Origin of the sequence: Massilia orientalis (assembly GCF_030411975.2) — a bacterium.
GTDB classification, from domain to species: Bacteria; Pseudomonadota; Gammaproteobacteria; order Burkholderiales; family Burkholderiaceae_D; genus Telluria; species Telluria orientalis.
The window spans coordinates 141,829-155,067 of record NZ_JASNRB020000003.1 but is presented as its reverse complement, the minus strand read 5'-3'; the positions used below and the strand labels follow the sequence as shown (position 1 = coordinate 155,067).

General features: G+C 66.8%; 11 protein-coding genes and 1 pseudogene. 7 read left to right on the top strand and 5 right to left on the bottom strand.

The annotated features are described in order from the left end of the window. Positions 1-41 precede the first annotated feature (41 nt). Entirely contained in the window at positions 42-2,447 is a 2,406-nt protein-coding gene (locus tag QPK29_RS05000) for a penicillin-binding protein 1A (RefSeq protein ID WP_371770341.1), read from the top strand. Here QPK29_RS05000 and QPK29_RS04995 read toward each other — a convergent pair. The 3 genes and pseudogenes from QPK29_RS04995 to QPK29_RS04985 all read right to left on the bottom strand — a co-directional run. Continuing rightward, a pseudogene (locus tag QPK29_RS04995) lies at positions 2,448-2,843 on the bottom strand (SDR family oxidoreductase); the annotation flags it as partial. It lies immediately after the preceding gene. 15 nt (positions 2,844-2,858) lie between these two features. Then, on the bottom strand, positions 2,859-3,986 hold the full coding sequence (locus QPK29_RS04990) for a mechanosensitive ion channel family protein (RefSeq protein ID WP_371770342.1): 1,128 nt from the start codon (positions 3,984-3,986) through the stop codon (positions 2,859-2,861). A gap of 98 nt (positions 3,987-4,084) precedes the next feature. Continuing rightward, entirely contained in the window at positions 4,085-4,273 is a 189-nt protein-coding gene (locus QPK29_RS04985) for a DUF3606 domain-containing protein (RefSeq protein ID WP_056132828.1), read from the bottom strand. Positions 4,274-4,428: 155 nt separating this feature from the next. On the opposite strand from QPK29_RS04985, the gene QPK29_RS04980 reads away from it, so the two are divergent. The 4 genes from QPK29_RS04980 (at position 4,429) to QPK29_RS04965 (ending at position 7,092) form a co-directional block, all read left to right on the top strand. After that, complete coding sequence (locus QPK29_RS04980; RefSeq protein WP_056132825.1) at positions 4,429-4,752, top strand: thioredoxin family protein; 324 nt, start codon at positions 4,429-4,431, stop codon at positions 4,750-4,752. After that, a complete protein-coding gene (locus QPK29_RS04975) occupies positions 4,749-6,047 on the top strand; it encodes an MFS transporter (protein WP_056132822.1) in 1,299 nt (432 codons plus the stop codon). Before QPK29_RS04980 ends, QPK29_RS04975 begins: the two co-directional genes overlap by 4 nt. Positions 6,048-6,067: 20 nt before the next feature. After that, the gene (locus tag QPK29_RS04970; RefSeq protein WP_056132817.1) at positions 6,068-6,478 is read left to right on the top strand and encodes a GFA family protein; all 411 of its coding nucleotides are present in this window, start codon (positions 6,068-6,070) and stop codon (positions 6,476-6,478) included. 119 nt (positions 6,479-6,597) lie between these two features. Continuing rightward, positions 6,598-7,092, top strand: coding sequence for a hypothetical protein (locus tag QPK29_RS04965; protein WP_056132814.1), 495 nt, complete (start codon positions 6,598-6,600; stop codon positions 7,090-7,092). A 52-nt stretch (positions 7,093-7,144) separates the two neighbouring features. On the opposite strand, the gene QPK29_RS04960 is transcribed toward QPK29_RS04965, so the two are convergent. Then, complete coding sequence (locus QPK29_RS04960; protein ID WP_229411961.1) at positions 7,145-7,936, bottom strand: DUF481 domain-containing protein; 792 nt, start codon at positions 7,934-7,936, stop codon at positions 7,145-7,147. A gap of 277 nt (positions 7,937-8,213) precedes the next feature. Here QPK29_RS04960 and QPK29_RS04955 point away from each other — a divergent pair, with 277 nt between their 5' ends. Together QPK29_RS04955 and QPK29_RS04950 are read left to right on the top strand one after the other, a co-directional pair. After that, entirely contained in the window at positions 8,214-8,861 is a 648-nt protein-coding gene (locus tag QPK29_RS04955; RefSeq protein ID WP_160410385.1) for a response regulator, read from the top strand. A gap of 310 nt (positions 8,862-9,171) precedes the next feature. Next, positions 9,172-11,814, top strand: coding sequence for a GGDEF/EAL domain-containing response regulator (locus tag QPK29_RS04950; RefSeq protein WP_371770344.1), 2,643 nt, complete (start codon positions 9,172-9,174; stop codon positions 11,812-11,814). On the opposite strand, the gene QPK29_RS04945 is transcribed toward QPK29_RS04950, so the two are convergent. Then, the gene (locus tag QPK29_RS04945) at positions 11,815-13,107 is read right to left on the bottom strand and encodes an NCS2 family permease (RefSeq protein WP_200948765.1); all 1,293 of its coding nucleotides are present in this window, start codon (positions 13,105-13,107) and stop codon (positions 11,815-11,817) included. It lies immediately after the preceding gene. Positions 13,108-13,239 lie beyond the last annotated feature (132 nt).

Sequence of the window (13,239 nt, the reverse complement as noted above, 5' to 3'; positions counted from 1 at the left end):
TGTGCCGCCATTGACAAGCTAGCTGACAGGAAGAAACGAGAGTGGAAGACCATAACGACGGCAAGGGCTGGAACGGACGTGAACGCAGGATGATCGACCGCGCCGGGGCCCGCGCCAGGGAAGCCTATGCGCGGGCGCACGGGCACCTGATGACCAAACCGCCGCATCTGCGCTGGCTGTACATCGCCGCCGGGCTCGCGCTGCTGCTCGCGACGCTGTTCGCGGTCTGGATCGCGCTGCTGTTTCCGCTCACGCCCGGCATCGAGGACGTCAAGCAGGCCCGCGTGGCGCGGCCCACCGTCGTCGTCTCGGCCGACGGCCGCCAGCTGGCCAGTTTCGAGCAGGGCATCCAGATGAAGGTGCCGCTGTCGGCCGTGTCGCCGAACGTCGTCAATGCCCTCATCGCGACGGAAGACCACCGCTTCTACGACCACCACGGCGTCGACTTCACCCGCATCGCCGGCGCCTTCGTCGCCAACCTGAAGGGCGATGCGCAGGGTGGCTCGACGATCACCCAGCAGCTTGCGCGCAACCTGTTCCGCGACGAGATCGGCCGCGCGCGCAACATCAACCGCAAGCTGAAGGAACTCATCACCGCCTTCAAGATCGAGAACACATACAGCAAGACGGAAATCCTCGAAGCCTACCTGAACACCGTCCCGTTCCTGTACAACACTTACGGCATCGAGGCGGCCGCGCACACGTACTTCAACAAGACGGCCGCCCAGCTGAACGAGACGGAAGCGGCCACGCTCGTCGGCATGCTGAAGGGCACGGCCTACTACAACCCCGTCACGAACCCGGAACGTTCGCTCGCGCGCCGCAACGTCGTGCTGGGGCAGATGCTGAAGGCGGGCGCGTTCGACGAGGCCAAGTACCGCCAGCTCGTGAAACGGCCGCTGCGCCTGCATTTCGCGCGCATGGCGGAGCGCAACGGCAAGGACGACCATTTCACGGCCTATGTGCGGCGCTGGCTCGTCGACTGGGCCGAGAAGCACGACGCCGACCTGCAGCAGGACGGCCTCGTCGTGCAGACGACGCTCGACTACGACCTGCAGCAGGCCGCGCAGCGCGCCGTCGAACGCCAGGCCGGCGCGCTGCAGGCCATCGCGGACGTCGACTGGGCCCATTCCTGGCCGATCAACGCGACGTCCACGCAGACCTATGTCGACATGCGCGACGGCGTCAACCCGTTCGAATACTACTGGCAGTCGCACGGCGAACTGCTGGAGACGTTCATCCGCGAGTCGCCCGACTACCGCAAGGCCGTGGACGGCGGCGAGAATCCGGTCGCGGTCCTGAAGAAGCTGAAGGCCGACCGCAACTTCATGCGCCAGCTGAAGGCGTCGAAATCGCGCCTGGAGGCGGGCTTCCTCGCGATGGACCCGACGACGGGCGAGATCAAGGCGTGGGTGGGCAGCCGCGACTTCGAGAAGGAGCAATACGACCACGTGGCCCAGGCCGCGCGCCAGCCCGGCTCCACGTTCAAGCCGATCGTCTACGCCGCCGCGCTGGAGAAGGGGATCGCGCCGGAGCACGCCTACCTGGACGCCGTCACGACGATCCGCTTCGACGACGGCACCGTGTGGCGCCCGACGGACAACAGCGGCACGACGGGCCGCCAGCTGACCATGCGCGATGGCCTCGTCTATTCGAAGAACACGATCACGGCGCAGGTCGTGCGCGACATCGGCGTGGCGCCCGTCGTCAAGCTGGCGCAGGACCTGGGCGTCCGCACGAGCAAGCTGGCGCCCGTGCCGTCGATCGCGCTGGGCTCCAGCCCGGTCACCCTGCTGGAGATGGTCAACGCGTATTCGACGATCGCCGCGCAGGGCGAGTACCGCAAGCCGGTGTTCGTGCGCCGCATCACGGACCGCAACGGCCAGGTGATCGCCGATTTCGCGTCGCAGACGCCGCAGCGGGTGCTGTCGCAGGAGTCGGCCATCACCCTGATCGACATGATGCGCGGCGTGATCAACCGCGGCACGGGCACCGGCATTCGCTACCGCTTCGGCATCACGGCCGACGTGGCCGGCAAGACGGGCACCACGCAGAACAACGCGGATGGCTGGTTCATCATGATGCACCCGAACCTCGTCGCGGGCGCGTGGGTCGGCTTCAACGACAATCGCGTGACGATGCGGTCGAATTACTGGGGGCAGGGAGGGCACAGCGCGATCCTGCTCGTGGGCGACTTCTTCAAGTCCGCGCTCGACAGCGGCAAGGTCAGCGCCGACGCGCTGTTCCCGGGCGGGCGCAAACCCGAACCCGTGACGCGTCACGCGGAGCCGCCGCCCGAGGAAGACGTGGAAGAGGGCGGCGACATGCAGCAGGAAGGCGGCCCGCCGCCCGACACGCCGCAGCCGCCCGAGAATGAACCGCCGGCGCCGCCGCAGCCGGAACTGCAGCAGGAAGGCATCACGCTGCCGCCGCCGAACGATGCGTGATCACAGGATAGGGGGGGCGCCCGTGACCGGGATGCGCGCCCCGGAAATGTAGCTGGCTTCGCCGGACGCCAGCATCACGTACACGGGTGCCACTTCCACCGGCTGGCCCGGCCGCTTCATCGGCACCTGCTGGCCGAAGCTTTCCACCTGGTCCGGCGGCATCGTCGACGGGATCAGCGGCGTCCAGATCGGCCCCGGCGCGACGGAATTCACGCGTATCCCTTGTTCCGCCAGCAGCTGCGCGAGGCCGGCCGTGAAGTTGGCGATCGCGCCCTTCGTCGTCGCATACGGCAGCAGGGTCGGCTTCGGATTGTCCGAGTTGATCGACGTCGTGTTGATGATCGACGACCCGGGCTTCATGTGCTGCACGGCCGCCTTGCAGACGTGGAAGGCGGCGTCCGGTTCCGGCGATCAATGCATGGGCCGGGCCTGCGGCGTCGTCCGACCGTCAGGACGGCGTGCGCCGCCGTCGTTGGCGGCCGGTTGCTGCAGCAGCAGTTCCTGCGCGCGCGGCGCGGTCGAGATGTCCAGGTCGCGCAGCAGTTGCATCGTCTCCAGCAGCACGGCCTGCTGGGTCTGCAGGTACAGGCCGTAGTTGGCGTTGGTCAGGTTGTAGACGATGTCGTATTCCAGGTAGTTCTGGTCCATCGTCGTCAGGTTGACGTGGTCGAGTTTCACCTTGTCCCTGGCCGAGATGATGGCGCTCACCCGCTCCGGCAGCTGCGCCGCCAGCTCGTGCGGCGTGGCGGGATTGATGCGCAGGGTGTATTGCACGCGCCGCGTGTTCTGGCGCTTGAAGTTGTGGACCGTCTTGCGCAGGAGCTCCGCGTTGGCGATCACGATCTGCTCGCCCGACAGCGCGCGGATCCGGGTCGTCTTGAGCCCCACGTGCTCGATGGTGCCGAAGAATTCGGGCACCGAAATCGCGTCGCCCACTTCGAACGGCTTGTCGGTCGCGATCGCCAGGGAGGCGAACAGGTCGCCGAGGACGTTCTGCACGGCCAGCGCGATGGCCACGCCGCCGATGCCCAGGCTCGCGACGAACGTCGTCACGTTGATGCCGAGGTTGGACAGCATCGCCAGCAGGAACACGGTCCACACGCTCCATTGCAGCGCCCAGATCATCAAGGTGTGCGCGACGGTGACCTGGTCGTTTTCCAGGCCCTTGCCGTGCACGCGGAAGTAGCGCCGCGCCGTCACGGCGATCGCGTGGTGCAGGTACAGGGCAAGTTGCGCGCCGAGCGTGATGAACCACAGGTGGCCGATGCGCTGGTTCCACGGCGGCGGCAGGTCGAGCATCGACACGCCGATCAGGATCGAGGTCGCGAGGATGGCGAGGTTGCTGGTGCGCGCGAGCGTGTGGCGCAGGACGTCGACGATGGGTTTATGGGCCCGCTCGTCGTCGACCTGGTCGAGACGGCGGCGGAACAGGCGCACGGCGCCGTGGATGGCGATGAAGCTGACGACGGCCGCGGCAAGTGCCACGGCCGCATTGGTCCAGCTGATGTCGAGATTGGAGAAATAGCCGCGGATAGTCATCGGGCTCCTTTCGAAAGGACGGGTTACGCGGGAGCACGCGCGAAGAAGAGCGCCCGGCCGGCGGGGCCGGGCGGGCGTCGGGCAAAGTGCTTACAGGATCAGTGCCGCGTGCCGCGCAGGTGCTGGCGAACCGCCTCGGCGCTGCTGCTGCCGGCTTCCTCGACGGCCTTCGCCAGCTCTTCCTCGGTCACGCCCAGCTCCTTGGTCCAATACTGGACTTCCCATTTTTCATGCAGGTTGATGCGCGAGCGGTCCTGCTGGCCGCGGTTTTGCAGGTTATCGGACATGATGGCCTCCTTGGTCGATACAAGTGCAGGATGCCACCGGTCCCGGCCATATTCCGTTCGGTGTTTCACGTTGTGGCCGCCATAAAAGCGGTCCAGACTCACTCCAATGGCATGTTTTGTTGTAGGCTAGCGTGATCGACAACATGGAGACATGCATGAGCAAACCCTATGACACGGCGCAGCCCGAGCGCAGCGCCATCGACGCGCTGCCCGGCGTGGTCGCCCTCGACTTCGGCACGAACTGGTGCGGCTATTGCCAGGCGGCGGCCAGCCACATCGACGACGCGCTCGCACCTTACCCCGGCGTCCGGCACATCAAGGTCGAGGATGGCCCCGGACGCAAGCTGGGCCGTTCGTTCAAGGTGAAGCTGTGGCCCACCGTCGTCGTACTCAAGGATGGCCAGGAAGTCGCGCGCGTCGTGCGCCCGGTCGCGAGCAGCGAGCTCGCCGACGCGTTGTCGCAGGCCGGTGCCGCATGACCGGTACCGCGACGCACACCCCACGGAACCGCCCGGCGACCGTCCTGTTCGCCAGCCTCATCGGCACCACCATCGAGTTCTTCGACTTTTATATCTACGCCACGGCCGCCGTGCTCGTGTTCCCGAAGCTGTTCTTCCCGGCCGGGGATGCCGCGGCGGCCACGCTCCAGTCGCTGGCCACGTTCGCCATCGCCTTTTTCGCGCGCCCCGTCGGCTCGGCCGTGTTCGGCCACTTCGGCGACCGCGTCGGACGCAAGGCCACGCTCGTGGCCGCGCTGCTGACCATGGGCCTGTCCACCGTCTTCATCGGCCTGTTGCCGACCTATGCCACCATCGGCACGGCGGCGCCGCTGCTGCTCGCGCTGTGCCGCTTCGGCCAGGGCCTCGGCCTGGGTGGCGAGTGGGGCGGGGCCGTGCTGCTGGCGACGGAAAACGCGCCGCCGGGCAAGCGCGCGTGGTACGGCATGTTCCCGCAGCTCGGCGCACCGATCGGCTTCTTCCTGTCCAGCGGCGTGTTCCTGCTGCTGTCGCAGACCCTGTCCGATGCCGATTTCCTGCGTTACGGCTGGCGGATCCCGTTCCTGGCGAGCGCGCTGCTCGTCCTGGTCGGCCTGTACGTGCGCCTGAAGATCACGGAAACGCCCGATTTCCAGGCCGTGCTCGACCGCAACGAGCGTGTGAAGCTGCCTGTCGCGGCCGTGTTCGCGAACCACACGCGCGCCCTCGTACTGGGCACGCTCGCCGCGCTGGCCACGTTCGTCGTGTTCTACCTGATGACCGTGTTCGCGCTGAGCTGGGGCACGTCCGCGCTGGGCTACTCGCGCCAGACCTTCCTGCTGCTGCAGCTGGGCGCCATTGTCTTCTTCGGCCTCACGATCCCCATCGCGGCGGTGCTTGCCGACCGCCACGGCCGGCGCGCGGCGATGATCCTCGTGTCCGTCGGTCTCGCACTGTTCGGCCTGCTGTTCGCCCCCCTGTTCGGCTCCGGCCAGCTGACGCTCGTGGCGTTGTTCCTCGTGCTGGGCCAATGCCTGATCGGCCTGACCTATGGCCCGCTGGGCACCTTGCTTTCGGAAATGTTCCCGCCCGAGGTGCGCTACACGGGCGCATCGCTGACGTTCAACCTGGCGGGCATCCTGGGCGCCTCGCTCGCGCCGTACGTGGCAACATGGCTCGCGACCAACTACGGCCTGCAGACCGTAGGCTGGTATTTGAGCGCGGCGTCCGTCATCAGCCTCGTCGCGTTGCTGCTGACGGCGCCGGCAAGCAGCGGGACGCCGGCCACGGCGCGCTGACACGACGACCGGAGAGGGCGATGGGCTTGCAGGGCGGATGCATGTGCGGCGCGGTGCGTTACGAGGCGTCGGGAGAACCTTTCAACGCCACGCTGTGCCACTGCGTCGATTGCCGCCGCGCGAGCGGTGCGCCCGCGCTCGCGTGGTTCAGCGTGCGCCGCGACGCGCTGCGCTGGACGCGCGGCAGCCCGTCCCGCAACGTATCGAGCCCCGGCGTCGAACGCCTGTTCTGCGGCCAGTGCGGCACGCAGTTGACGTGGCACGGCGCGGGCGCCGCCGACGAGATCGATGTCACCACCTGCAGCCTGGACGATCCGGACGCGGTACCGCCGGCCGACCATACCTTCGCATCCCAGCAAGTGCGCTGGCTGCATCTCGCAGACGTGCTGCCACGTTACGCCAAGACACGTTCCGATGGGCTATTGTGTTGAAACATAGACACAGAAAGTGTCGTATTTACCAAAGTAGTTACAATAAAATACACGATTGTCCACCCGAAACGATAGCAGATCGTTAAAATTCGGGTTCAACAATTTATTTGGAGAACTTCATGCTCAAGTCTGTCCTGCGTTTCGCCACCGGCGCCGTCCTCATGTCTGCCGCGTTCTGCGCTTCCGCCGCTCCGGCCACGTACAAGGACTTCAAGGTGTCCGGTGTGCTGCAGGAAATCCCGGGCCCGTCGGCCCGCTGTGCATCGAATTTCGGCGGCACCATTCTCGGTTTCGGCACCAGCAGCCTGGTCGGCAACAAGGTCACGTTCCTGGCCACCGACTGCATCACGCCGAACGGCACGTCGTACACCTTCAGCGAAGGCAAATTCCTGATCACCACGCTGACCGGCGAACTGATCTTCGCTAACTACAGCGGCCAGTTCGTGCCGACGGGCGTGGGCACCAAATTCGTGTTCAGCAACGCGACGTTCCAGGTCACGGGCGGCACCGGCCGTTACGCCAAGGCGACGGGCGGCGGCGACATCACGGGCGGGGAAGATATGGCGACGGGGCAGGGCACGATCCAGCTGAGCGGGCGTATCCTGGCCAAATAAGCCACAGGGGAAGAAAAAAGTAACGGCCGGGAAATCCCGGCCGTTTGTGTTTTCAGAACGAATACACGAGCGTCAGCGACGTCTGCGTATCCGTATTCTTCTTGTTGTCGGGCACGTTCGTATCGCTGCGCGCGCTGAACGCGGCCTTCATCTGCATCGTGCCGTTGATCTTGGTGGACAGCGCCGTCTCGGCGATCGAGTGCATGTTCGACGTGCCCCGTTCCACGCTGACGCTCTGCGAAAACGCCGCGGACGGACTCACGCGCCAGCGCAACTGGGCCGCGCCACGTACGGTCATGCCGGATTCGACGCCGCCGGCCGCGTTCTCGCCGTGGAAATAACCCGGACCCACTTCGACGTCGACGGTTTCATTGTCGCGCTTGAGGAGCTGGGTGCCGTAGCCGACGCCGACCGACGAATAGCGGGTATAGGCGCCGAACTTGTCGTTCACGTGCGAGCCGAGCAGGAAGGCGCGGTTGCCGTCTTCCAGCAGCTTGAACGCCGCCTTCGCCGACACCTGGTAGCGCTCGGCCGAGCGGGTGCGCGTCGTGGAGCCGTCGTCGTTGTGCGTGACGTCTTCCTTGAAGTAGCCGCTGACGATGTATTCGTTGCTCCAGTTGGCCATCTCGTGGCGCGCATCGATCTTGCCGGTCACGGACGTGCCTTCGGTATTGCCCGAGGTCGTGATCGCGCCCAGCTCCGCCGACGTGTACCAGTTGCTGCCTTCCGGTATCGCCATCGTCGGCGCCTGGGTGAAGTAACTGGACGACGGCACGCTGCTGTCGAGGTCGTCCGGAGCGGCCATCGCCGCCCCCGCGCCGGTCAGTGCCAGCACACAAAGCATCAGAGATTTCATAGGCATCGGGTTGGCTGCCTTCCGTCGCCATCGGGAGCGATGCGCAGCCTGTCGTTCACGGATCATCTGCGGCAGGCCGAGCCTGCCGGCGGAGGCGCCATTGTAGCCCAAACCGCCGAACGAAATACTTTCGCGTAGAAAATTTACATATTTGCTTTGGGAAATGCCTCAAAATCTGGTGCAATTGTTAACTGATCAAAGATTATGTTTGCAATTGTGCGTAAACGTTGCCTAGAATGCTTTCTTTGCCGACATACCGGCGTGCATGTATGAAGGAAGCATTTTGATCAGGCTAGTCATCGCCGACGATCACGAACTGATCCGCGAAGGAATCAAGAAGATCGTACGGCCCTGCGTCGACCTAAAAATCGTCGGCGAAGCCGCAGACTTGAAGCAAGCGATCGCCCTCATCGCCCAGGTTCACCCCGACGTCGTGATCCTGGACCTGACACTGCCCGATTACGACGGGCTGGACGGCCTCGCCGAACTGCGGCGCCATTTTCCCGACCTGCGGGTCGTGATCCTCAGCATGCACGCTGAGGAAAAGTTCGCGCTCGCCTCCCTGCGGGCGGGGGCGCTCGGCTACGTCTCCAAGGCGATGGCATCCGCCGAGCTCGTGGAAGCGGTGCGCCGCGCGGCCACGGGCGGCACTTGGCTGGGACCGCGGGTGGGCGAGCTGCTCGCGCTCGAAGCGCGGCCCGGCGGACGTCCGCCACACCACAGCCTGACGCCGCGCGAGTCGGAAATCGTCGCGCTGATCGGTTCCGGACTGCAGATCAAGCAGGTCGCGGCCGAGCTGGGCATCAGCATCAGCTCCGTCAACACCTATCGCACCCGCATCTTCCGCAAGATGGGGCTGTCGACGAACGCGGCCCTCATCCGCTACGCGCTCCAGCACGGGCTCGCCGGCTGATCCGTATCGTTGCCGGAAGGCAACAATGTGTCCGAGCAATTGTCATAGAATTCGCGACAGACTTCTTCGCGTTTTCCTACCCGGAATTGTGTCGCGCCGGAGTGGAACCCTGCCAGGCGGCGCCAAACCGGCGCCGAACCGGGTCGCTCGTAATGACGTTCGTTGTCATGGACAGACCTACTACGAATGTTAATGCTTAGCCATCTTAGCTAATATCAATGCAAGTTCTGACGGCCGGGGTGTGCGGTGCACCGGCCACCGACTGTATGACATGACGGCACGACCGCCCAAAAAACGCGGCGCGAACAAGATGACAACAACGCACAAGAGAGAGAACGCCCGGGGACCCTATGAAATCCTGGTGGCGGAGGACAGCCCGACACAGGCCGAACACCTGGCCCGGGTGCTGGCGCACGACCCGGACTGCCCGGCGCGCGTGCGCGTGGCCGCCGATGGCGAGGCCGCGCTGCGCATGGCGCGTGAGATGGCGCCCGACCTGGTCGTCAGCGACATCGCCATGCCGCGCATGGACGGCTATGCGCTGTGCCGCGCCCTGAAGGACGATGGGGCGCTGGCAGCCGTGCCTGTCCTGCTGCTGACGCGCCTGACCACGTTGCAGGACATCGTGCGCAGCCTGGAAGCGGGCGCCGACGGCTTCCTGCCCAAGCCCTACGACGCCGGCCAGCTGCGCGAGCGCGTGCGCCGCATCCTGCAAGGGCGCGACGCGGGCGACCCGGCGCGGCCGCTGGAAGTGATGGCGGACGAGCGGCGCCGCATCTACGACCTGCTCGTCGCCACCCACGAGGACACCCAGCGCCTGAACACGGACCTCGCGCGCATGGTCGATTCGCTCGCGCTGCTGAGCCGGATCGCCGGCGCCCTGAACGAGGCGGCCGGCGAGACCGACGTGGCGCGCGCCGCGCTGGATCACCTGATCAGGCTCCCGGCGCTCGCGGGCGCCGCCATCTGCACCGCCGCGCCCGACGGCGCCGCGCGCGTGCTCGCGCAACGGGGCGAGGGGCCCGTGCCGGGCGCCCGCACGTGCGCGGACGGCGGCGCGGGAGAGGAGCCGGGGCAGCTTTGCCTGCCGCTGCTCGCAGGGACACGCCGGCTCGGCGAATTGCACGCGCGCGCCCGGCACGACGCATTCAGTGTCGAAGATCGCGAGCTGCTGGCCGGCGTGGCGCAGCAGGTCGCACTCGCGCTCGAGCGCGCGCGCCTGTACACGCGGGCCGAGGCGCTCGTCGTCGAACGGACGAACGCGCTGCGCTCGGAGCGCAACCGCCTGTCCGCCATCGTCGAGACGGCCGGCACGCTCGTGCTCATGACGGATCCGGAAGGCCGCATCGTGACGTTCAACCGGGCCTGCGAGGAATCGCTGGGCTGGCGCGCGGCGCAGGCCATGGGGCGGCACTACTGGGAGGTGGTGCGCGGCGCCGCCGACCCGGAGGTCGTCCGGCACATGTTCGCGGGCCTGGCCGGGGACGCGCAGCCGCCGCGGCTGCAGGGCGAATGGGTGACGCCCGACGGGCGCTCGCGCAGCATCGTCTGGACGCACACGCTGCTGCGGCGCGAGGACGGCAGCGTCGAATTCGTCCTCGGCACCGGCATCGACGTCACCGCATTGCGCGGCGCCGAACAGCGGCTGCACTATGCCAGCAACTACGACGCCGTCACGGGGCTGCCGAACCGCGAGCTGCTGCGCGACCGCCTGCGCCAACTCAAGGCCCAGGTGCAGGCCCAGCCCGGCCGCCGCGTGCTCGGCTTCATGCTCGTGCGCTTCGGACGCATGGCCCTGATCCGCGAGGCGCTGGGACCCGGCGCGGAACAGGCCCTTCTGCAGGAAGCGGCCGCGCGCCTGCGCGAGGTGGGCAGCCAGGACATGACCGCCAGCTTTTCGGAAGGCGCGTTCGCGCTGGCCCTGCTGCGCGCCGACGCCGACGAGCTTGCCGCGAGCGCACGCCGCGTGCTGGCCGCGCTGGGACAACCATACAGGTACCAGCACGACGAATTCCACCTCGCCCCGAGCGTCGGCATCGCGATCTATCCGAACGACGGCGTCGCCTACGATACGCTGGCGCGGGGCGCCGAAACGGCGCTACGCCAGGCGGCCGACGGCGTCGGCCAGCGTTACGCCTTCTACCGACCGGAACTGAACCGCGACGCGAACGAGCGCTTCAAGCTGGAAAACGCGCTGCGCCGTGCGCTCGAACGCGAGGAGCTGGAGATCCATTACCAGCCGCAGATCGCCGTCGACGGCAAATCGATCGTCAGCGCGGAGGCGCTGCTGCGCTGGCGCCATCCGGAGCGCGGCCTCGTGCCGCCGAACGACTTCATCCCGCTGGCCGAGGAAACGGGCCTGATCGTCGAGATGGGGGAATGGGTGCTGCACAAGGTCTGCTGCCAGTTGCAGGCCTGGCGGCGCGCGGGCCTGGCCGTCGTGCCGGTGGCAGTGAACCTGTCGGCGCACCAGTTCGACGAGCGCATCGTCGGCACGGTGCGGCGCGTACTGGACGACTGCGGGCTCGAACCCGGCCTGCTCGAACTGGAGCTGACCGAGAGCGCGTCGATGGCCGACGCGGACAAGAGCGTCGCGCTGCTGGCGCGGCTGAAGGGGATGGGCATCCGGCTCGCCATCGACGATTTCGGCACCGGCTATTCGAACCTGAACTACCTGAAGCGGTTCCCGGTCGACCGCCTCAAGCTGGACCGCTCGTTCGTGCGCGACCTGGAGACGGATGCCGACGACCTAGCGATCGCGCGCGCCGTCGTCGCGATGGCGCATGGCCTGCGGCTGTCGGTGGTGGCGGAAGGGGTGGAGACGGCCGGCCAGCTGGCTTTGCTGGCCGACCTCGGATGCGACCTCGTGCAGGGCTGGCTGTTCAGCCGCGCCGTGCCGGCGGAAGAATTCGCCCGGCTGCTGGCGGCCGGGCAGATGCCGGCCGCCGCGTGATCAGCTGCCGATATAGACTATCTTGAAGGCGAAGAGGGCGGCGATCACCCAGATCACGGGCTTGACTTCGCGCGCGCGGCCCGTCGTCAGCTTGAGCAGCGCGTAGGTGATGAAGCCGAACGCGATGCCTTCCGCGATCGAGTAGGTGAACGGGATCACGAGCGCCGTGATCGCGGCCGGAACCGCTTCCGTCGTGTCGTTCCACTCGATGTCGCCCAGGTCGCGCAGCATCAGGCACGCGACGAACAGCAGCGCGGGCGCCGTCGCGTACGCGGGCACGACGCCTGCCAGCGGGGCGATGAACAGACAGGCCAGGAACAGCACGGCCACGGTCAACGCCGTGAGACCCGTGCGGCCGCCGGCCTGCACGCCCGACGCGCTTTCGATATACGCGGTCGTGCTCGACGTGCCCAGCACGGAGCCGGCGACGATCGCCGCGCTGTCGGCCAGCAGGGCCTTGTTCAGGCGCTCCATCTTGCCTTCCACGAGCAGGCCCGCGCGGCTGGCGACGCCCATCAGCGTGCCGGTCGCATCGAACAGTTCGACGAGGAAGAACACGAGCACCACGTTGAGGATGCCGGCGCCGAGGGCGCCCTTGATGTCCAGCTGGCCGAAGGTCGGCGCGATCGACGGCGGGGCCGAGACGAGGCCGTGGAACGTGTTCCCGCCGAAGAAGAACGAGAGGATCGTCACGACGACGATGCCGATCAGGATCGCGCCGCGCACCTTCAGGCGGTCGAGGGTGACGATCAGCAGGAAGCCGACGACGGCCATGATGGCCTCCGGCTTGTGCAGGTCGCCCGCCTGCACGAGCGTCGCCGGGCTGGCCACGACGATGCCGGCGCTCTTCAGCGCGATCAGCGCGAGGAACATGCCGAGACCCACCGTGATCGCCACGCGCAGCGAACGCGAGATGCCGTTCACGATCATCGCGCGCAGCCCGAACACGGAGACGAGGATGAACAAACAGCCCGACACGAACACGGCGCCCAGCGCCGCCTGCCAGGGCACCTTCATGCCCAGCACGACGGCGTAGGCGAAATAGGCGTTCAGGCCCATGCCGGGCGCCATCGCGATCGGGTAGTTGGCGTACAGGCCCATCACGAGACTGCCCAGTGCCGCGACGAGGCACGTCGCGACGAACACCGCGTCCTTCGGCATCCCGGCGTCGCCCAGGATCGTGGGATTGACGAAGATGATGTAAGCCATCGTCAGGAACGTGGTGACGCCGGCGAGGATTTCGGTCCGCGTGTCGGTGCCGCTCTGGCGCAATTTAAAAAATGAGTCGAGCATTCTTGGATCCATGTTTGTAGTGATGGCCGTGGCCGTTGTATCCAGGCATCACGAGCCGATGACCGAAGCATAACATCCGCACCAACGGCCGCGAAGGCACAAAGTCCTTGCACTGGTAATATATTAGGCCTA